The 18,483-nt window shown below is 69.8% G+C and carries 15 protein-coding genes; 8 read left to right on the top strand and 7 right to left on the bottom strand.

Features of this window, described 5'->3' with window-relative positions; genetic code table 11:
* Window positions 1-56 precede the first annotated feature (56 nt).
* The 4 genes from OG254_RS13410 (at window position 57) to OG254_RS13395 (ending at window position 3,923) form a co-directional block, all read left to right on the top strand.
* Window positions 57-1,001 (top strand): RluA family pseudouridine synthase, encoded by a 945-nt coding sequence (locus tag OG254_RS13410; RefSeq protein ID WP_351193652.1) that lies wholly within the window; start codon window positions 57-59, stop codon window positions 999-1,001.
* Window positions 998-1,468 carry a GNAT family N-acetyltransferase gene (locus OG254_RS13405; protein WP_405581080.1) on the top strand — a complete coding sequence of 157 codons (471 nt, stop codon included), beginning with the start codon at window positions 998-1,000 and terminating at the stop codon, window positions 1,466-1,468. The genes OG254_RS13410 and OG254_RS13405 overlap by 4 nt, the downstream gene beginning before the upstream one ends.
* Before the next feature lie 89 nt (window positions 1,469-1,557).
* A complete protein-coding gene (locus OG254_RS13400; protein WP_405594974.1) occupies window positions 1,558-3,144 on the top strand; it encodes a Na+/H+ antiporter in 1,587 nt (528 codons plus the stop codon).
* 38 nt (window positions 3,145-3,182) lie between these two features.
* The gene (locus OG254_RS13395) at window positions 3,183-3,923 is read left to right on the top strand and encodes an SDR family NAD(P)-dependent oxidoreductase (RefSeq protein WP_405581078.1); all 741 of its coding nucleotides are present in this window, start codon (window positions 3,183-3,185) and stop codon (window positions 3,921-3,923) included.
* A 5-nt stretch (window positions 3,924-3,928) separates the two neighbouring features.
* On the opposite strand, the gene OG254_RS13390 is transcribed toward OG254_RS13395, so the two are convergent.
* On the bottom strand, window positions 3,929-5,059 hold the full coding sequence (locus tag OG254_RS13390; protein ID WP_405581075.1) for a mechanosensitive ion channel family protein: 1,131 nt from the start codon (window positions 5,057-5,059) through the stop codon (window positions 3,929-3,931).
* Between the two features lie 94 nt (window positions 5,060-5,153).
* On the opposite strand from OG254_RS13390, the gene OG254_RS13385 reads away from it, so the two are divergent.
* The gene (locus OG254_RS13385; RefSeq protein ID WP_405581072.1) at window positions 5,154-5,723 is read left to right on the top strand and encodes a dienelactone hydrolase family protein; all 570 of its coding nucleotides are present in this window, start codon (window positions 5,154-5,156) and stop codon (window positions 5,721-5,723) included.
* Window positions 5,724-5,725: 2 nt separating this feature from the next.
* On the opposite strand, the gene OG254_RS13380 is transcribed toward OG254_RS13385, so the two are convergent.
* From OG254_RS13380 to OG254_RS13360, 5 genes are all read right to left on the bottom strand, one after another.
* Complete coding sequence (locus OG254_RS13380; RefSeq protein WP_405581069.1) at window positions 5,726-6,718, bottom strand: zinc metalloprotease; 993 nt, start codon at window positions 6,716-6,718, stop codon at window positions 5,726-5,728.
* Window positions 6,719-7,037: 319 nt separating this feature from the next.
* Entirely contained in the window at window positions 7,038-8,699 is a 1,662-nt protein-coding gene (locus OG254_RS13375) for an alkaline phosphatase D family protein (protein ID WP_405581066.1), read from the bottom strand.
* 81 nt (window positions 8,700-8,780) lie between these two features.
* Window positions 8,781-9,593: a thioredoxin domain-containing protein gene (locus tag OG254_RS13370; protein ID WP_405581064.1), complete on the bottom strand. Its 813-nt coding sequence runs from the start codon at window positions 9,591-9,593 to the stop codon at window positions 8,781-8,783.
* A 76-nt stretch (window positions 9,594-9,669) separates the two neighbouring features.
* Complete coding sequence (locus OG254_RS13365; protein WP_405581061.1) at window positions 9,670-10,368, bottom strand: hypothetical protein; 699 nt, start codon at window positions 10,366-10,368, stop codon at window positions 9,670-9,672.
* Between the two features lie 60 nt (window positions 10,369-10,428).
* Window positions 10,429-11,754, bottom strand: coding sequence for a DUF2252 domain-containing protein (locus OG254_RS13360; protein WP_405581059.1), 1,326 nt, complete (start codon window positions 11,752-11,754; stop codon window positions 10,429-10,431).
* A gap of 201 nt (window positions 11,755-11,955) precedes the next feature.
* On the opposite strand from OG254_RS13360, the gene dnaE reads away from it, so the two are divergent.
* The gene (gene dnaE, locus OG254_RS13355; RefSeq protein ID WP_405581057.1) at window positions 11,956-15,495 is read left to right on the top strand and encodes a DNA polymerase III subunit alpha; all 3,540 of its coding nucleotides are present in this window, start codon (window positions 11,956-11,958) and stop codon (window positions 15,493-15,495) included.
* Window positions 15,496-15,589: 94 nt separating this feature from the next.
* Here dnaE and OG254_RS13350 read toward each other — a convergent pair whose 3' ends face one another.
* Window positions 15,590-15,754 carry a hypothetical protein gene (locus OG254_RS13350; protein ID WP_351193625.1) on the bottom strand — a complete coding sequence of 55 codons (165 nt, stop codon included), beginning with the start codon at window positions 15,752-15,754 and terminating at the stop codon, window positions 15,590-15,592.
* Window positions 15,755-16,000: 246 nt separating this feature from the next.
* On the opposite strand from OG254_RS13350, the gene OG254_RS13345 reads away from it, so the two are divergent.
* Together OG254_RS13345 and OG254_RS13340 are read left to right on the top strand one after the other, a co-directional pair.
* Window positions 16,001-17,221 (top strand): NYN domain-containing protein, encoded by a 1,221-nt coding sequence (locus OG254_RS13345; RefSeq protein ID WP_405581055.1) that lies wholly within the window; start codon window positions 16,001-16,003, stop codon window positions 17,219-17,221.
* A gap of 211 nt (window positions 17,222-17,432) precedes the next feature.
* Window positions 17,433-18,407, top strand: coding sequence for an ABC transporter ATP-binding protein (locus tag OG254_RS13340; RefSeq protein WP_351193620.1), 975 nt, complete (start codon window positions 17,433-17,435; stop codon window positions 18,405-18,407).
* The last annotated feature ends 76 nt before the right edge of the window (window positions 18,408-18,483 follow it).

The raw sequence follows: 18,483 nt of genomic DNA, 5'->3' as shown, positions 1-18,483 counted from the left end.
AGGGTTTTCCACAGGCTCCGTACGGGGCATTCGGCGCAGTCCGGCATACTCGTCGGGTGAGCACCATTCCCGAGATCCGCACCCTGCCCGTGCCCGACGGCCTGGAGGGCGAGCGTGTAGACGCCGCCATCTCCCGCATGTTCGGCTTCTCCCGTACCAAGGCCGCGGAGCTTGCCGCGGCGGGGAAGGTCACGGTCGACGGCTCGGTGGTCGGGAAGTCCGAGCGGGTGCACGGCGGGGCCTGGCTGGAGGTCGAGATGCCGGGCGCGCCCGCGCCGGTGCAGGTCGTCGCCGAGCCGGTCGAGGGCATGGAGATCGTGCACGACGACGATGACGTGGTCGTGATCGTCAAGCCGGTGGGCGTCGCCGCCCATCCGTCGCCGGGCTGGAGCGGGCCGACGGTGATCGGCGGGCTGGCCGCGGCCGGGTACCGGATCTCGACGTCCGGGGCCGCCGAGCGCCAGGGCATCGTGCACCGGCTCGACGTGGGCACCTCGGGTCTGATGGTCGTCGCCAAGTCCGAGCGCGCGTACACCTCGCTCAAGCGCCAGTTCAAGGAGCGCACGGTCGACAAGCGATACCACACGCTCGTCCAGGGGCACCCCGACCCGACCAGCGGCACCATCGACGCCCCGATCGGCCGCCACCCGAACCACGACTACAAGTGGGCGGTCACGGCCGAGGGCAAGCCGTCGATCACGCACTACGACCTGATCGAGGCGTTCCGCGCGGCCTCTCTGCTCGACGTGAAGCTGGAGACCGGGCGCACGCACCAGATCCGCGTCCACATGGCGGCCCACCGGCACCCCTGCGTCGGTGACCTGACCTACGGCGCCGACCCCACGCTCGCCAAGCGGCTGGGGCTGACCCGCCAGTGGCTGCACGCGGTGCGGCTCGGCTTCGAGCACCCGGGGGACGGGCAGTGGGCGGAGTTCGAGAGCGACTACCCGGCCGACCTCCAGGAGGCCCTGGACCAGGTGCGCGAGGAGACGTGGGGATGAGCGCACCCTCGTATGCCGTCCGGGTCGCCGAGGATCCGGCCGACCGTGAGGCGTGCTTCGCGGTGCGCAAGGAGGTCTTCGTCGTCGAGCAGGGCGTCCCGCAGGAGATCGAGTACGACGCCCATGACGCCGGTGCCGTGCATGTGCTGGCGGTCCGGGAGGACGGGCTGCCGCTCGGGACCGGGCGGCTGCTGTACGGCGAGGCGGCCGCGGCCAAGGTCGACGGTGATGCGTCGGTGGGGTCGCTGGGGCGGCTCGCCGTGAACCAGGCGGCGCGCGGGCTCGGTGTCGGGGCGGCCCTGGTGCGTGCGATCGAGGAGGCGGCACGCGCGCGTGGGCTCGCGGCCGTGGATCTGCACGCGCAGACGCAGGCGCTGGGGTTCTACGAGCGGCTGGGCTACGTGGCGTACGGGCCGGAGTTCCCGGACGCGGGGATGCCGCACCGGGCGATGCGGCGCGCGCTGTAGCCAAGAGGGCTCGTAGGCGCTGGTGAGAAGGGCGGCGTGGCAGGCTTGAGGCCTGCCATGTGGATGCCGATGTCACCGGAGCGCTGACCGTGGATCAGTTGGCCCTGTTGTTCGTGCTGTTGCTCGGGGCCGTGGTGAGTGTCCCGGTGGGGGATCGGTCCGGGTTGCCCGCGCCGGTGTTGATGACGCTGCTCGGGATCGTGCTGGCGCTGCTGGACTTCGTACCGAACGTCGACGTGCCGCCGGATCTGATCCTCCCGCTGCTGTTGCCGCCCCTGCTGTACGCGGCCGTACGGCGGACCTCGTGGCGGCAGTTCGCGGCGAACGTACGGCCCATCTTCCTGCTCGCCGTGGCGCTGGTGTTCGTCACGACGTTCTGCGTGGCCGCGGTCGCCCACGCGATCGTGCCGGGGCTGCCGCTCGCCGCCGCCGTGGCGCTGGGCGCGCTCGTGGCGCCGCCCGATCCGGTCGCCGCGACCGCCGTCGCCGGGCAACTCGGACTGCCGAGGCGCCTGGTGTCCATCCTGGAGGGCGAGGGGCTCTTCAACGACGTGACGGCCATCGTGCTGTACCACGTGGCCATCGCCGCCGCCGTGAGCGGCAGCTTCACCGCGTGGGAGGCGGGACTCGATCTCGTGCTCTCCGCCGTCGTCGCGCTGGCCGTCGGGCTCGCCCTCGGCTGGGGCGCCAACAAGCTGATGGACATGCTGGGGGACGCGACCCTCCAGATCGGGCTCTCGCTGCTCGTGCCGTACGCCTCGTATGTGCTGGCCGAGGAGCTGCACGGGTCCGGGGTGCTCGCCGTGCTGGTGACGGCCCTGTTCCTCGCCGAGTACGCCACCGACGCCGACGACGTGATGACGCGGCTCGCCGGGCACACCTTCTGGGACATCGTCGACACGCTGGTCACCGGCGTCGCCTTCGGGCTGATCGGGCTCGAACTGCACATCGCGGTGCGCACCGCGTCCGGGCGCTGGGACGAGCTGCTCGGCTGGGCGGCCATGGTGGTCGGCGTCGTCGTGGTGGTGAGGCTGCTGTACCTGCTGCCGGCCACCTGGCTCACCAAGCGCATGCACGCCAAGCGGGACTACGACGAAGAGGTCCCGATGAGCTGGCGCGAGACCGTCGTGATGTGGTGGTCGGGGATGCGGGGCGTGGCGTCCGTGGCCCTGGCGCTGGCCATCCCACTGGAGACCGACTCGGGGGATCCCTTCCCGAACCGCAACGAGATCATTTTCATCGCGTTCGGGGTGATCATGGGGACGCTGTTGGTGCAGGGGCTGACCTTGCCCTGGCTGGTGAAACGGCTTGGCGTGCGGGCCGACAGCGAGCGCGAGAAGGAGTTCGAGAAGCAGCTGGCGGTGCGTGCGGCGAAGGCGGCGAAGGGGCGGCTGAGGGAGATCGAGGCCGTCGAGGACCTGCCGGAGGAGCTGTCCGAGCAGATGCTGCGGCGGGCCTTCGACATCGGGCTGCGGATCAGCCCGGACATGGGCGAGGACGAGCGGCGGGAGGCGCATCGGCAGCGGGCGCGGCGGCTGAAGCGGGTGCGGCGGATCCAGAGCGAGATGCTCAGCGCGGCGCGGCACGAGGTGCTGGCGGCGCGCAGCGAACCGGGGGCCGACCCGGAGGTGGTGGACCGGGTGCTGCGGCATTTGGACGTGCGCAGTCTGCGCTGACCTCGCCGCGGGCGGCCCTGGCTTCGTACGATCTGATCATGGCTCGCAACGTTGTCATCAGTGGTGGCGGTACCGGAATCGGGCTCGCCGCGGCCCGGCTGTTCGCGGCCGACGGGGACCGGGTGCTCCTGCTCGGGCGGCGCGCCGAGGTGCTGGAGCGGGCCGATGTGCCCGGGGCCCTCACCTACGCGGCGGATCTGAGCAGGCCACGCGGCGTGCGGGGCGTGGAGCGGTTCGTGGCGGCGGAGCTCGGCACCGTCGACGTGCTGATCCACAGCGCCGGCGGCTCCGGGCATCGGGAGCCCAAGGTGGACAGCGACGAGCCCCTCGACGTCGTCCTGCACAACTGGACCCTCAACTTCGGCCTCAACACCCTGACCGCGGCCCTGCTCACCGAGGCCCTGAAGGACCGGCTCGCCGACCCCGGCGGGCGGGTGCTGTTCATCGGCTCCATCGCCGCCTTCCGGGGGTCCGGAAGCGGGGCGTACGCGGCGTCCAAGGCCGCGCTGCATCCGTACGCCCATGATCTGGCCCGGCAGTTGGGGCCGCGCGGGATCACCGTGAACGTGGTCGCGCCCGGCTATGTCGAGGACACCCAGTTCTTCGGCGACGGCATGGACGAGGAGCGGCGTGAGCGGCTCGTCGCGGAGACCTCGACCGGGCGGGCCGGTGCGTCGGGGGACGTCGCCGCGACCCTGCACTGGCTGGCGTCGCACGGGGCCGGGCACATCACCTCGCAGATCATCCAGGTCAACGGAGGGGCCGAGCGCGGCCACTGAGACGCTCAGGGGCGTTCCGGGCGCGCCGTCGGCTGGTGGTCGGGCTGGTGGGTGCGGCGGGCCGGGAGACGGCCCGTGACGAGGCCGGGGACGGGGAAGCCGGGCGGCAGGACCGCGTCCGTGGCGTTGACGCGCGGCAGCGCGTACGGGTGGCGCTCGGTCAGCCAGCGGATCAGCTGCTCGCGCACCGTGACCCGGACCGTCCACAGGTCGTCCGCGTCCTTCGCCGTGACCAGGGCCCGCACCTCCATCGTGCTGGGCGTGGAGTCGGTGACGGCCAGGCCGTAGTCGCGGCCGTCCCACGCCGGGCAGCCGCGCAGGATGTCGCGGAGCTGCTCGCGCATGGCCTCCATGGGCGCCGAGTGGTCGACGTGGAGGAAGACGGTGCCGGTCATCTGGACGCCGCCGCGTGACCAGTTCTCGAAGGCCTTCGACGTGAAGTACGACACGGGCATCGTGATCCGGCGCTCGTCCCAGGTGCGCACCGTCAGGAACGTCAGGGTGATCTCCTCGACCGTGCCCCACTCGCCGTCCACCACGACCGTGTCCCCGATGCGCACCATGTCGCCGAAGGCGATCTGCAGCCCGGCGAACATGTTGCTCAGCGTGGACTGGGCCGCGACACCGGCGACGATGCCGAGGATGCCGGCCGAGGCCAGCAGCGAGGCACCGGCCGCGCGCATCGCCGGGAACGTCAGCAGCATCGCCGCCACCGCGACGACGCCGACGACCGCCGACACCACGCGCATGATCAACGTCACCTGGGTGCGCACCCGGCGGACCCGGGCCGGATCGCGGTGGACCCGGGCGTAACGGCTGTACGTGGTCTCCACGACCGCCCCCGCGATCCGGATCGCCAGCCAGGCCGCCGCTCCGATCAGCACCAGGGTCAGCACCCGGCCGATCGCGACCCGGTTCTCCTGGAACAGCTCGGCCTTGTCGTACGACCCTCTGAGCAGGGCCGTGCACAGGACGAGCTGGTAGGGGACGCGGGCGTGGCGCAGCAGACCCCACAGGGTCGTCTCACTGTGCAGTTCGTCGGCCTTGCGCATCAGACGGTCGGTGGCCCACCCGATGATCAGGGTGAGCAGGACCGAGCCGCCGATCACGATCAGCGGGCGGAGTACGTTCTCCATGCCTCGAACGTAACCAGCCGAGGGGGGTCATGAACATGTGCGCCGGTGAGGCGGTGGTCACGGCGTTGTCGGACCCGGCTGGCACGATGGCCTCATGAACATCATGCTCTTCCACTCGACCTATGGCCTCAGGCCCGCGGTGCGCCAGGCCGCGGACCGGCTGCGCGCCGCCGGACACGAGGTGTGGACGCCGGACCTCTTCGAGGGGCGCACGTTCGAGACGGTCGAGGAGGGCATGGCGTTCAACGACTCGGTCGGCAAGGACGAGTTGCTGAAGCGGGCCGTGCTCGCCGCCGCGCCCTACTCGGAGCGTGGGCTGGTCTACGCCGGGTTCTCGCTCGGCGCCTCCGTCGCCCAGACCCTCGGCCTCGGTGACGAGAAGGCGCGCGGACTGCTGCTGGTGCACGGCACGTCGGACATCGCGGCGAACGCCTCGGTGGACGATCTGCCGGTGCAGCTGCATGTCGCCGAGCCGGACCCGTTCGAGACGGACGACTGGCTGAGCGCCTGGTATCTCCAGATGGGCCGAGCGGGCGCCGATGTCGAGGTGTACAGATACGCCGGGGCGGGCCACCTCTACACCGATCCCGACCTGCCGGACTACGACGAGGAGGCCGCCGAGGCCACCTGGCGGGTGGCGCTCGGCTTCCTGGAGTCCCTCTAGGCTCAGCCGGCCGCCCGGTACGCCGCCCAGCTCTGCTGCATGCGCGTCACCTGGCCCGCGGTGAACTGGTACATGCAGTCGTCGTACGTGTAGTCCATGAAGTTGTGGATCGGGTCCACGCCCGCCTTGCGGGTGCAGGTGTCCCGTCCCTCCGGGCACTCGTACGCGGCGCTCTTCTCGGCCGGAGTGTCGTCGACGTAGTCGCCGTTGCCGTTACAGCCGCCCTGGAAGGTGTGGTAGAGGCCCATCCAGTGGCCGACCTCGTGGGTCGCGGTGTCGCCCTCGTCGTAGTGGGTGGCCGAGCCGCCCGGCAGTGAGGCGTCGAGCAGGACCACGCCGTCCATGGACGGGCTCGACTTGTAGGAGCTGGGGAAGGTCGCCCAGCCGAGGAGACCGTCGCCGAGGTTGGCGGTGTAGACGTTGAGCGCGTTCGCGCCGCCCCTGCGCAGGGCGGACTTCATCGCCTTCTCCTCCGCCGAGCCGTAACCGACGTTGTACCAGGCCGCGTTGTCCGTGTAGTCGGTGCCGGCCAGCGTGAACTGGTAGCCGGAGTCGACGTTTCCGGTGCCCTGGCCGACGTAGGCCGAGTTCAGGACGCTCATCTGGGCGTTGACGTCGGCGGAGCCGAGCTGCCCGGTCGCGCCGTCGTGGATGACGTGGAAGTAGACCGGGATGGTGGTCGAGGCGGCCGCGGCGAGGCTACGGCTGCCGGTGGCGGGCAGCTTGTCGAGCTTCTTCTTCAGATCGGCGTCCATCGCCTGGGCCTTGGCCGCGCTGACCTCGTTGGGTTCGGCGACGGCCTCGCCACCGTGTCCGGGGTGGGCCTCGCGGGCTGCGGAGTGGCCGGCCTCCTCGGCGCAGTCGGCGGCCGGAGCCTGGGCCGCAGCGACCGTGGTGGGTGCCGACAGAGGAGTGAGCATCAAGGTTCCGGCCACCGCTGTCGTGGCAAGAACACGTCTGCGCGTATGGGGGGATATCCGGGCAAGCGCACGCATGCTGACTCCTAGCTGATGCGTTGGGGAGGAAGGCGCAGGGGTCTTCCTGGCCATCGCCCGGAGGTTACGTGGACATGCCCATGTCCGAAGAGAATCGATCAGGCCCAATCAATTACCCGGCAAACGGGGATGATTGGAGTAAGTGAATGATCAACCGTCCGGAGTGTGAGATCGCGGCGTAACGGTTTCCGCCGCCCGGGCGGGTGGTGTGTCCGGATTCGGACCCTGGCGCGCACCACCCGCCGTAGCGATGTGATCTCCGGTTAACGGTCCCCATATGGGCCAGGGGTGGCCGAAAATCGCCCCTAAGGCACAGTCATTACACAGGGTCGTACGTCCGCTCCACCTTCTGTGTCCCGTTGCGCGTGCGGTACGAACGTGCCCACGAAGCGCCGGAGTCCTGCTTCGTCTTGTCGGACAGGACGTAGTAGTCCATCTGCGCGCGGTCGGCCGTGATGTCCAGGACGCCGTAGCCGTGGCGGTCGGTGTCGACCCAGTGGACGTGCCGGTTGGCGGCTCGGATGAGCGGCGAGGCGAGTGCGGAGACGGTGCCCTCGGGGAGCTTCACGATGTCGTCGAGGTTGTCGGAGGTGACCGACGTGACGACGAACTCGGTGGCGGCGGAGGCGGACAGCGGGTAGGTACCGGCGTCGACCGGCACGTCGTTGGCCCACGCCATGTGGATGTCGCCGGTCAGGAACACGGTGTTGCGGATCGCGTTCGAGCGCAGGTGGGCGAGCAGCTCGCGGCGGTCGTCCGTGTAGCCGTCCCACTGGTCGGTGTTGAGCGCGAGGCCCTCCTGCGGCAGGCCCAGCAGCTTGGCCAGCGGTTTGAGCAGGTCCGCGGAGAGGGAGCCGATGGCGAACGGCGAGATCATCACCGAGTTGCCGACCAGCCGCCAGGTGGTGTCGGAGGACTTCAGGCCCGCCTTCAGCCAGTCCAGTTGGGCGCGGCCGGTGAGCGTGCGGTCCGGGTCGTCGACGTCGCCGTTGCCGACCTTGACCTGCTCCGAGCGGAAGGAACGCAGGTCCAGCAGGGACAGGTCGGCGAGCTTGCCGAAGCGCAAGCGCCGGTAGGTGGTGCCCGCGATGGCCGGGCGCACCGGCATCCACTCGAAGTAGGCCTGCTTGGCGGCGGCCTGACGCGCGGCCCAGCCGCCCTCGGTGCCCTCGGTGTGGTTCTCGGCGCCGCCCGCCCAGGCGTCGTTGGCCATCTCGTGGTCGTCCCAGATCGCGATGACGGGCGCCTTCGCGTGCAGGGCCTGGAGATCGACGTCCGTCTTGTACTTGCCGTGCCGGCCGCGGTAGTCGGCGAGCGTGAGGATTTCGTTGGCAGGCTCGGTCTTTCGTACGACGGTGCCGCGCGTGCCGTACTGGCCGGTGCCGTACTCGTAGATGTAGTCGCCGAGGTGCAGCCACGCGTCCAGGTCGCTGCGGGCGGCGAGGTGGCGGTACGACGCGAAGTAGCCGGCCTCCCAGTTGGCGCAGGAGACCACGCCGAAGCGCAGGCCGGAGACGGAGGCGCTCGCCGCCGGCGCGGTGCGGGTGCGCGCCACCGGGGAGTCCGTGCCGCCGGCCGAGAAGCGGAACCAGTAGTCGGTGGCCGGTTCCAGGCCTCGTATGTCCGCCTTGACGGTGTGGTCGGAGGCGGCGGTCGCGGTGGTCGAGCCCTTGGCGACGATGCTCGTCAGCGCCTTGTCCCGGGCGACGACCCAGCTGACCTCGGTGGGACGCCCGATGCCGGAGCCGGGCGTCGCCTCGGCGGTCGGCGTCACCCGGGTCCACAGCAGAACGCCGTCGGGCAGGGGGTCACCCGAGGCGACGCCGTGCAGAAAGGCGGGGCCCGCTTCGGCGGCGCCGGCGGGCAGCGCGGCGGCGAGCGGCCCGGCCAGGACAGCCGTCGCCGCCGCGGCCTTGACGACCGTACGGCGGCGAGGGGCGAGGGAGTTGTGCTGCTCTGGTGATCTGTATCGACTGGTCACAGCCGATCAGGTTACTGACTGGTATGAACAAGAGCGGGCGAACTCACAAAAGTTCGCCCGCTCTTCCCCTGAAGGTTCGGTTCAGCCCTTGAGGGCCGTCTCGATCGCCTTGTTGAAGTCGGTCACCGTCATCGGCGCGTTCTTCCCGTCGGCGCCGGTCAGTGTCTTGCCATCCATCTTCAGAGTCGGGGTGCCCTGTACGCCGCTGTCGTCGAACGTCGCCGACATCTCCAGCGCCCACTTGTCGTAGGTGCCGTTCTTCACGGCGTTCTGGAACTCCTTGTTGTTCTTCAGGGCGTCGACCGTGTCCGCGATCTTGATCAGGTAGGCGTCGTCCTTGAGCTTGTCGTCGGACTCCTCGGGGTGCCACTTGGCCGAGTACATCGCGGCCTTGTACTGGAGGAACGCCTCGGGGCTGACGTTCAGCGCGGCACCGAGGGAGCTGAGGGCGTTCTTGGAGCCCTCACCACTCAGGCCGTTGTCGAGGAAGGTCGCACCGACGTACTGGACCTTGAACTTGCCGTCCTTGACGTCCTTGTCGATGGTCGAGCCGACGGTCTGCTCGAACGTGGCGCAGACCGGGCAGCGCGGGTCCTCGTACATCACAAGGGTCTTCTTGGCGCTGTCCTCGCCGATGACGACGGTCGTGCCGTTCTTGCCCGTGGTGTTGGCCGGCTTGACCAGCTTGTCGTCCTTCGCGGCCTCCCAGTAGCCGGGCTTGTTGCCCTGCATGACCGCATAGCTGATGCCGCCCGCTATCGCGAGGACGCCCACGATGGAGCCGGCGACGATCAGCTGGCGCTTGATCTTCGCCCGCTTCGCCTCGCGCTCGCGCTCGATGCGCAGGCGCTCTCGGGCCGCCGTCTTCGCGGCCTGGGTGTTCCGCTTGCTCATGTTGGTGATCTCCATGGGGACACGCACACGTCGTGTGCGGGATACGTATGGGTGGGCTGTGGTGCTCAGATGCTGTTCACGCGCAGGTGAAGGCGGGCGAGCACGGCGGTCCACGTCGTCCCAGGGAGTGCACGAGGAGGCGGCTGCGGGTGGTGGCCGCACGGCCGGTGGGGCGCGGCAGGCGGCGGGCCGGGGCGGTCATGGGGACCGTCACCGCGGCGACCGCCATGAGCAGCGGCCGGAACGTCGTCGCCGCGACCGCGCTCAGCAGCTGGGCCAGGGCCCGCTCGCCGCGGCGCAGCCAGGCGGCGGCGAGGAGGCCGACGCCGATGTGGGCGCCGAGCAGAAGCCAGGCGGTGGCCGGGTCGACGTGCGCGAGCAGACCGCCCAAACGGTTGGGGTCGGTGCCCGTGACCTGGGCCAGCGGTGTGCCGACCTGGGTGCCGTCGCCGCAGAGGACGTCCCAGCCGACCGACGCCAGCGGGCCGGCGACCGGGCCGCCCGCTCTGCCGTAACAGACGTGCTGGCCGGTCGTCAGGATCGTGTCGGCGGCCAGCTCCAGCGGGATCAGGAGTACCGCGATCCGACCGAAGGTCCGCTCGCGGCCGGCCAGCGCGTAGGCGATGACGAACACGGCGGCCGTGAGCAGGGCCACCGTGTTCAGCGGCAGGGGCGCCCGGGACAGCAGTACGTGCGACGCGGTGCTCAGCGTCACCACGAGTGACGTGAACAGCGCCGCGCGTACGGCTCGCAGCTGGGTCCCGGATATGTCCATAGCGGAGGAGAGTGTGTCACGTGGTCCTGTAAAGGACCCCTAAAGGTCAGCGGCCCTCGGTCACAGACCCGGGATCCGGCCGTTGCGGAACAGGTCCACGAAGATCTGGTGGTCGGCCCGCGCGCGTGCGCCATAGCCGTGCGCGAAGTCGACCAGGAGCTCCGCGAAGCCGTCCTCGTCGGCCGCGATGGCCGCGTCGATGGCGCGCTCGGTGGAGAACGGCACCAGCGACTCGCCGGAGGTGTCGTCCGCCGCTGCGTGCATCGTGGCCGTGGCCCGGCCGAGGTCGGCGACGACCGACGCGATCTCCTCCGGGTCGTCGATGTCGCCCCAGTCCAGGTCGACCGCGTACGGCGAGACCTCGGCGACCAGCTGGCCCGCGCCGTCCAGCTCGGTCCAGCCCAGCCACGGGTCGGCGTGCGCCTGGAGGGCGCGCTGGGAGATCACCGTGCGGTGGCCCTCGTGCTGGAAGTAGTCGCGCAGCGCCTGGTCCGTGATGTGCCGGGAGACGGCCGGGGTCTGGGCCTGCTTGATGTAGATCACGACGTCGTTCTCGAGGGCGTCGGTGTGGCCCTCCAGCAGGATGTTGTACGACGGCAGCCCGGCCGAGCCGATGCCGATGCCGCGGCGGCCGACGACGTCCTTGACCCGGTAGGAGTCGGGGCGGGCCAGGGACGCGTCCGGCAGCGTCTCCAGGTAGCCGTCGAAGGCGGCGAGCACCTTGTAGCGGGTGGCCGCGTCCAGCTCGATGGAGCCGCCGCCGGGGGCGAAGCGGCGCTCGAAGTCGCGGATCTCCGTCATGGAGTCCAGCAGCCCGAAGCGGGTCAGCGCGCGGGCGTCGCGCAGCGCGTCCAGGAGCGGGCCCTGGGCGGTGTCCAGCGTGAAGGGCGGCACCTCGTCGCTCTTGGCGCCGGTCGCCAGGGCGTGCACGCGCTCGCGGTAGGCGCCCGCGTAGATCCGCACCAGCTCGCTGATCTGGTCGTCGCCGAACGCCTTGGCGTACCCGATGAGGGCGATCGAGGCGGAGAAGCGCCTCAGGTCCCAGGTGAAGGGGCCGACGTAGGCCTCGTCGAAGTCGTTGACGTTGAAGATCAGCCGGCCGTTGGCGTCCATGTACGTGCCGAAGTTCTCCGCGTGCAGGTCGCCGTGGATCCACACGCGCGAGGTGCGCTCGTCCAGGTACGGGCCGCCGCGCTTCTCGGCATCCAGGTCGTTGCAGAAGAGGCACGCCGTGCCGCGGTAGAACGCGAAGGCCGAGGCCGCCATCTTCCGGAACTTCACGCGGAACGCGGCCGGATCGGCGGCCAGGAGCTCGCCGAAGGCGGTGTCGAAGACGGCGAGGATCTCGTCGCCGCGCTGCTCGTCGTTGAGCTGGGGGACCGACATCGCTGGGTGCCTCCTGGTGCATGTGTACGACAGCGTTTCTGTCGTATCCAACGGGCGGGCCCACGGGAAAGTGCCCGCGACCCTCGCTGTGAAGGTACGCGGGGGAGCCCCGCGAGTGTCAGTCCCGAGGCATAGACTTCGACGCTGTCCCCAGAAGTGTCCGTCCGCCTGTCACCGAGCGTTTTCCATGGAGGCCAAGCCGTGTCAAAGCCGCCGTTCACGCACCTGCACGTCCACACCCAGTACTCACTGCTGGACGGTGCCGCGCGGCTGAAGGACATGTTCGACGCGTGCAATGAGATGGGCATGACGCACATCGCCATGTCCGACCACGGCAACCTCCACGGGGCGTACGACTTCTTCCACACCGCGAAGAAGGCCGGAATCACCCCGATCATCGGGATCGAGGCGTATGTCGCCCCCGAGTCCCGGCGCAACAAGCGCAAGATCCAGTGGGGCCAGCCGCACCAGAAGCGCGACGACGTCTCCGGTTCCGGTGGTTACACCCACAAGACGATGTGGGCCGTCAACAAGACGGGCCTGCACAACATCTTCCGGCTGTCCTCGGACGCCTACGCCGAGGGCTGGCTCCAGAAGTGGCCCCGGATGGACAAGGAGACCATCGCCCAGTGGTCCGAGGGGATCGTGGCCTCCACCGGCTGCCCCTCCGGCGAGCTCCAGACCAGGCTGCGCCTCGGCCAGTACGACGAGGCACTGAAGGCGGCCGCCGACTACCAGGACATCTTCGGCAAGGACCGCTACTTCCTGGAGCTGATGGACCACGGCATCGAGATCGAGCACCGGGTCCGCGACGGCCTGCTGGAGATCGGCAAGAAGCTCGGCATCCCCCCGCTGGTCACCAACGACTCGCACTACACGTACGCGCACGAGGCGACCGCCCACGACGCCCTGCTGTGCATCCAGACCGGCAAGAACCTCTCCGACCCGGACCGCTTCAGGTTCGACGGCACCGGTTACTACCTGAAGACCACGGACGAGATGTACGCCATCGACTCCTCGGACGCCTGGCAGGAGGGCTGCGCCAACACGCTCCTGATCGCCGAGATGGTCGACACCGACGGCATGTTCGAGTCCCGGAACCTGATGCCGAAGTTCGACATCCCCGAGGGCTACACCGAGGTCACCTGGTTCAAGGAGGAGGTCCGCCGCGGCATGGAGCGCCGCTTCCCCGGCGGCATCCCCGACGACCGCCAGAAGCAGGCCGAGTACGAGATGGACGTCATCATCTCGATGGGCTTCCCCGGCTACTTCCTCGTCGTCGCCGACTTCATCATGTGGGCCAAGAACAACGGCATCGCGGTCGGCCCCGGCCGAGGCTCCGCGGCCGGTTCGATCGTCGCGTACGCCATGGGCATCACCGACCTCGACCCGATCCCGCACGGTCTGATCTTCGAGCGGTTCCTCAACCCCGAGCGCATCTCGATGCCCGATGTCGACATCGACTTCGACGAGCGTCGGCGCGTCGAGGTGATCAGGTACGTGACGGAGAAGTACGGCGCCGACAAGGTCGCGATGATCGGCACCTACGGCAAGATCAAGGCCAAGAACGCGATCAAGGACTCCGCGCGCGTGCTGGGCTACCCGTACGCGATGGGTGACCGTCTCACCAAGGCCATGCCCGCCGACGTCCTCGGCAAGGGCATCGACCTGAACGGCATCACCGACCCCTCGCACCCCCGCTACAGCGAGGCGGGCGAGATCCGGGCGATGTACGAGAACGAACCGGATGTGAAGAAGGTCATCGACACCGCCAAGGGCGTCGAGGGCCTGGTCCGGCAGATGGGTGTGCACGCGGCCGGCGTGATCATGTCCAGCGAGACCATCACCGAGCACGTCCCGGTCTGGGTGCGGCACACCGACGGCGTGACCATCACGCAGTGGGACTACCCGAGCTGTGAGTCGCTCGGCCTGCTGAAGATGGACTTCCTGGGCCTGCGCAACCTGACGATCATGGACGACGCCGTCAAGATGGTGAAGTCCAACAAGGGGATCGACATCGATCTCCTCAGCCTCCCGCTGGACGACCCCACGACCTTCGACCTGCTCCAGCGCGGCGACACCCTGGGCGTCTTCCAGTTCGACGGCGGCCCCATGCGCTCGCTGCTGCGTCTGATGAAGCCCGACAACTTCGAAGACATCTCCGCCGTCTCCGCGCTCTACCGTCCCGGCCCGATGGGCATGGACTCGCACACCAACTACGCCTTGCGCAAGAACAAGCTCCAGGAGATCACCCCGATCCACAAGGAGCTGGAGGAGCCCCTCGAAGAGGTTCTGGCGGTCACCTACGGCCTGATCGTCTACCAGGAGCAGGTGCAGAAGGCCGCGCAGATCATCGCGGGCTACTCGCTCGGCGAGGCCGACATCCTCCGCCGAGTCATGGGCAAGAAGAAGCCCGACGAGCTGGCGAAGAACTTCGTCCTCTTCCAGAAGGGCGCCCGCGACAAGGGTTACAGCGACGAAGCCATCCAGGCCCTGTGGGACGTGCTGGTCCCCTTCGCCGGCTACGCGTTCAACAAGGCGCACTCCGCCGCGTACGGACTGGTCTCGTACTGGACCGCGTTCCTGAAGGCGAACCACCCCGCCGAGTACATGGCGGCGCTGCTGACCTCGGTCAAGGACGACAAGGACAAGTCGGCCGTCTATCTGAACGAGTGCCGGCGCATGGGCATCAAGGTGCTCCCGCCGAACGTCAACGAGTCGGTGCACAACTTCGCCGCCCAGGGCGACGACGTGATCCTCTTCGGCCTGGAGGCCGTGCGCAACGTCGGCACGAACGTGGTCGAGTCGATCATCAAGAGCCGCAAAGCCAAGGGCAAGTACGGCTCCTTCCCCGACTACCTCGACAAGGTCGACGCGACCGCGTGCAACAAGCGGACCACGGAGTCGCTGATCAAGGCGGGCGCGTTCGACAGCCTGGGCCACACCCGCAAGGGCCTCACCGCCCACTTCGAGCCGATGATCGACAACGTGGTCGCGGTCAAGCGCAAGGAGGCCGAGGGCCAGTTCGACCTCTTCGGCGGCATGGGCGAGGAGGAGAGCAACGAGCCCGGCTTCGGACTCGACGTCGTCTTCACCGAGGACGAGTGGGACAAGACCTATCTGCTCGCCCAGGAGCGGGAGATGCTCGGTCTGTACGTCTCCGACCACCCCCTCTTCGGCCTGGAGCACGTGCTGTCCGACAAGGCCGACGCGGGCATCGCCCAGCTCACCGGCGGTGAGCACGCGGACGGCGCGGTCGTCACCATCGGCGGCATCATCTCGGGCCTGCAGCGGAAGATGACCAAGCAGGGCAACGCCTGGGCCATCGCCACCGTCGAGGACCTCGCCGGCTCCATCGAGTGCATGTTCTTCCCGGCGACGTACCAGCTCGTGTCGACCCAACTCGTCGAGGACGCCGTCGTGTTCGTCAAGGGCCGCCTCGACAAGCGCGAGGACGTGCCGCGGCTGGTCGCGATGGAACTCCAGGTCCCCGACCTGTCCAACGCGGGCACCAACGCGCCCGTGATCCTCACCATCCCGGCCACCAGGGTCACCCCGCCGATGATCAACCGCCTCGGCGAGATCCTCAGCCATCACAAGGGCGACAGCGAGGTCCGCATCAAGCTCCAGGGCCCGACCAGGACGACGGTGCTGCGGCTGGACCGGCACCGCGTGAAGCCCGACCCGGCGCTGTTCGGAGACCTGAAGGTGCTGCTCGGGCCGTCCTGCCTGGCGGGCTGAGCCGCGACGGCGAGCAGAACGTGAGAGGGGCGCGTCCCGCGGGGGACGCGCCCTTCTGTGTGTGCCTGGGTCTCAACAACCCGATATGCAGATGTCAGTTGTGACCGAAGCGCTTCTGGCGCCCCTTGCGGGCCATGTCGCCGGGGGTGACCTGCGTGGCGCGCTGCTCGGTCTGCGACTCGATCGCGGACTGCTGGGCCTGCTGTTGACCACGCTCGGACTGCGGCTGCTTCCGGTCCTGCTTCTTGTTCTTGGCCATGGTGATCTGCCTCCTGTGGGGAACTAGGGGCCAGGGCCGCGACCAGATTCACATAGGCTGACAAAGAACGCATTTCGGATAATTACCGTGCGTGACAGCGGTTGTCGGGGCGTGAGGCATGGCGCTCCGTGGATCCCATGCCTCGAAACGCCACGCCGAAGATCGAGTTCGGCCCGTTAACCCCCGCGCGGTCGGGCAGACTCGAAGGAAGCCCGAAGCAAACCTCCCGGGAAGAGGGTGAGTCGTGTGGACCGCTGCATCGTCCTGGTGGACGCCGGGTATCTGCTGGGGGCCGCCGCCAGCCTGCTCGCCGGGGAACCCTCCCGGTCCCGGATCACCGTCGACCATGCCGCCCTCATCCAGGGGCTGCGTGAACGCGCCGAGTCCGACACCCAGCAGCCGTTGCTGCGCATCTACTGGTTCGACGGCGCCCCCGACCGCGTCCCCCAGCCCGAACACCGCAGACTGCGCGTGATGCCCCGGGTGACCGTCCGGCTCGGCGCCCTGACCCGCAGCGACGGCCGCTGGGCGCAGAAGGGCGTGGACGCCGCGATGCACGCCGAGCTCACCGAGCTGGCCCGCAACCGCGCCTGCTCCGACGTGGTGCTGGTGACCGGGGACGGCGATCTGCTGCCGGGCATGATGGCCGCCAAGGAGCACGGCGTCGCCGTCCACCTGTGGGCCGTGCAGGCCGCCGACGGCGATTACAACCAGTCCGAGGATCTCGTCGCCGAGGCCGACGAACGGCGCGTGCTGGACCGTACGTGGATCACCAAGGCCGTACGCGCCAAGGAGCTCACCGGCGTGTGCGCACCGCCGCCCGTGCCCCGGCCCGAGATCGCCGCGATCCTGTCCGCCCCGCTGCCCGACTCCGCGCTCGGCGCCGCGACCGAGCGGCGCACCGTGGAGGGCGAACACGCCGCACCGGCCACCGCCTCGGAGAACGGCACACAGGAGCGGGTGCCTGCCCCCAAGGGCGTGCCCACCCCGAAGGACCTCGCCGCCCTGCGCGCGCCCGGGGTCCAGCCCGCCCAGCACCCGACGAGCGCGACATTGCGCTGGTCCTCCGACAAGGGATGGGTCGACCGGCCCGGGGGCACGGCGGAGACGGCCGAGGCCGCGTCCATGCCGACGCTGGCCCAGCTGACCACGGCGGAACAGCGGTGGGCCGACCGGGAGGAGGACATCACCACGGTCGGCGGCGATCCGTACGAGGTGGGGCAGGTCTTCGCCCGGCGGTGGATGGGGCGGCTGGGGGACCAGAGCCATCTCCAGCGGCTGTCCGGGATGTATCCGCGCATTCCGCACCGGATCGACGGCGAGCTGCTCCGGTACGCGGCCCGCTTCGGGCTGCTCGCCCACAAGGACGACCAGATCGACGAGCATGATCGGTATGCGATTCGGGCCGGGTTCTGGCGGGAGATCGATGTGCGGACGGCCGCGGAGCATGCGCCGGCCGGCGAGTGACCCGTGGGTCGGTCCATCAGGATCCGCCGGACCGTGCCGTAGGGGTTGAGCGCCGTTGCGGCGGATTTATGGCGGCCGGCGGATTTCGGGCGGCGAGCAGGCGATTTGTGACAACCGGCCGCCCCGGGAGCGGAGCAGGGGTCCCGACCCCGTAGTCTCGTCCCTTGTGAGTACGCGCGCGGCACAGGTATTTCGGCACGGTGGTGACGTCGTGTGTGCCGTGCGCGGGCTGACCAAGACCTATCCGGCGGTGCGCGGACGGCGCGGAGTGCCCGCGACCGACGAGGTGCGGGCCACCGACGACGTACGGCTGGACATCCGGCGCGGCGAGATCTTCGGACTGCTCGGACCCAACGGGGCCGGCAAGACCACCCTCGTGCGCCAGCTCACCGGGCTGATGCGGCCCGACACCGGCAGCGTCGAGATCCTCGGGCACGACATCGTGCGCCACCCCGAGCGGGCCGCCCGCATTCTCGCCTACCTCGGCCAGGAGTCGACCGCCCTCGACGACCTGACCGTGTCGCTCGCCGCCGAGACGACCGGGCGGCTGCGCGGCCTGGACGTGCGCCAGGCGCGGGCCGAGCGGGACGCCGTGCTCGACGAGCTGGGCCTCGGTCCGCTCGCCGGGCGGCCGATCAGGAAGCTCTCCGGCGGGCAGCGCCGGCTGGCCTGTTTCGCCGCCGCGCTGGTGGGGGAGCGGCCGCTGCTCGTGCTCGACGAGCCGACCACCGCGATGGACCCGGTGGCCCGGCGGGCCGTCTGGTCGGCCGTGGACCGGCGACGCGCCGAGCACGGGACGACCGTGCTGCTCGTCACCCACAACGTCATCGAGGCCGAGACCGTGCTCGACCGGGTCGCGGTCCTCGACCGGGGCCGTGTGATCGCCTGTGACACGCCGTCCGGGCTCAAGGAACGGGTCGCGGGCGAGGTGCGGGTCGAACTGCTGTGGCGGGACCGGGCGCCCCTGGACGTGCCCGAGGTCGCCGCGCTCCAGGACCGGGTCGTGGAGTCCGGGCGCCGCTGGACGCTGCGGCTAGCCCCCGAGGAGGCCCGCGCGGTCGTCGCCACCGTCACCGGCGGGGCCGCCTTCGCCGCGCTGGACGACTTCACGCTCGCCACGCCGAGCCTGGAGGACGTCTATCTGTCGCTGGGCGGGGCCGCGCAGCAGGGGTTGGTGAAAGCGTGAGCACGCAGACCGTCGTATCCGTACAGAACGCCGTACAGAACGCCGTACGGAACAGGGCCACCTCCCGAGTGATCCC

It is taken from the genome of Streptomyces sp. NBC_01092, from assembly GCF_045039535.1.
GTDB lineage: Bacteria > Actinomycetota > Actinomycetes > Streptomycetales > Streptomycetaceae > Streptomyces.
The sequence above is the reverse complement of the archived record's forward strand: the minus strand, read 5'-3'. Positions and strand labels throughout refer to the sequence as shown.

What these genes read in the sequence shown, in the direction of transcription:
- OG254_RS13405 (WP_405581080.1), top strand. Translation starts at nt 998, where the DNA reads ATGAGCGCACCCTCGTATGCCGTCCGGGTCGCCGAGGATCCGGCCGAC.
- OG254_RS13395 (WP_405581078.1), top strand. Translation starts at nt 3,183, where the DNA reads ATGGCTCGCAACGTTGTCATCAGTGGTGGCGGTACCGGAATCGGGCTC.
- OG254_RS13390 (WP_405581075.1), bottom strand. Translation starts at nt 5,059, where the DNA reads ATGGAGAACGTACTCCGCCCGCTGATCGTGATCGGCGGCTCGGTCCTG.
- OG254_RS13385 (WP_405581072.1), top strand. Translation starts at nt 5,154, where the DNA reads ATGAACATCATGCTCTTCCACTCGACCTATGGCCTCAGGCCCGCGGTG.
- OG254_RS13380 (WP_405581069.1), bottom strand. Translation starts at nt 6,718, where the DNA reads ATGCGTGCGCTTGCCCGGATATCCCCCCATACGCGCAGACGTGTTCTT.
- OG254_RS13370 (WP_405581064.1), bottom strand. Translation starts at nt 9,593, where the DNA reads ATGAGCAAGCGGAACACCCAGGCCGCGAAGACGGCGGCCCGAGAGCGC.
- OG254_RS13365 (WP_405581061.1), bottom strand. Translation starts at nt 10,368, where the DNA reads ATGGACATATCCGGGACCCAGCTGCGAGCCGTACGCGCGGCGCTGTTC.
- OG254_RS13360 (WP_405581059.1), bottom strand. Translation starts at nt 11,754, where the DNA reads ATGTCGGTCCCCCAGCTCAACGACGAGCAGCGCGGCGACGAGATCCTC.
- OG254_RS13350 (WP_351193625.1), bottom strand. Translation starts at nt 15,754, where the DNA reads ATGGCCAAGAACAAGAAGCAGGACCGGAAGCAGCCGCAGTCCGAGCGT.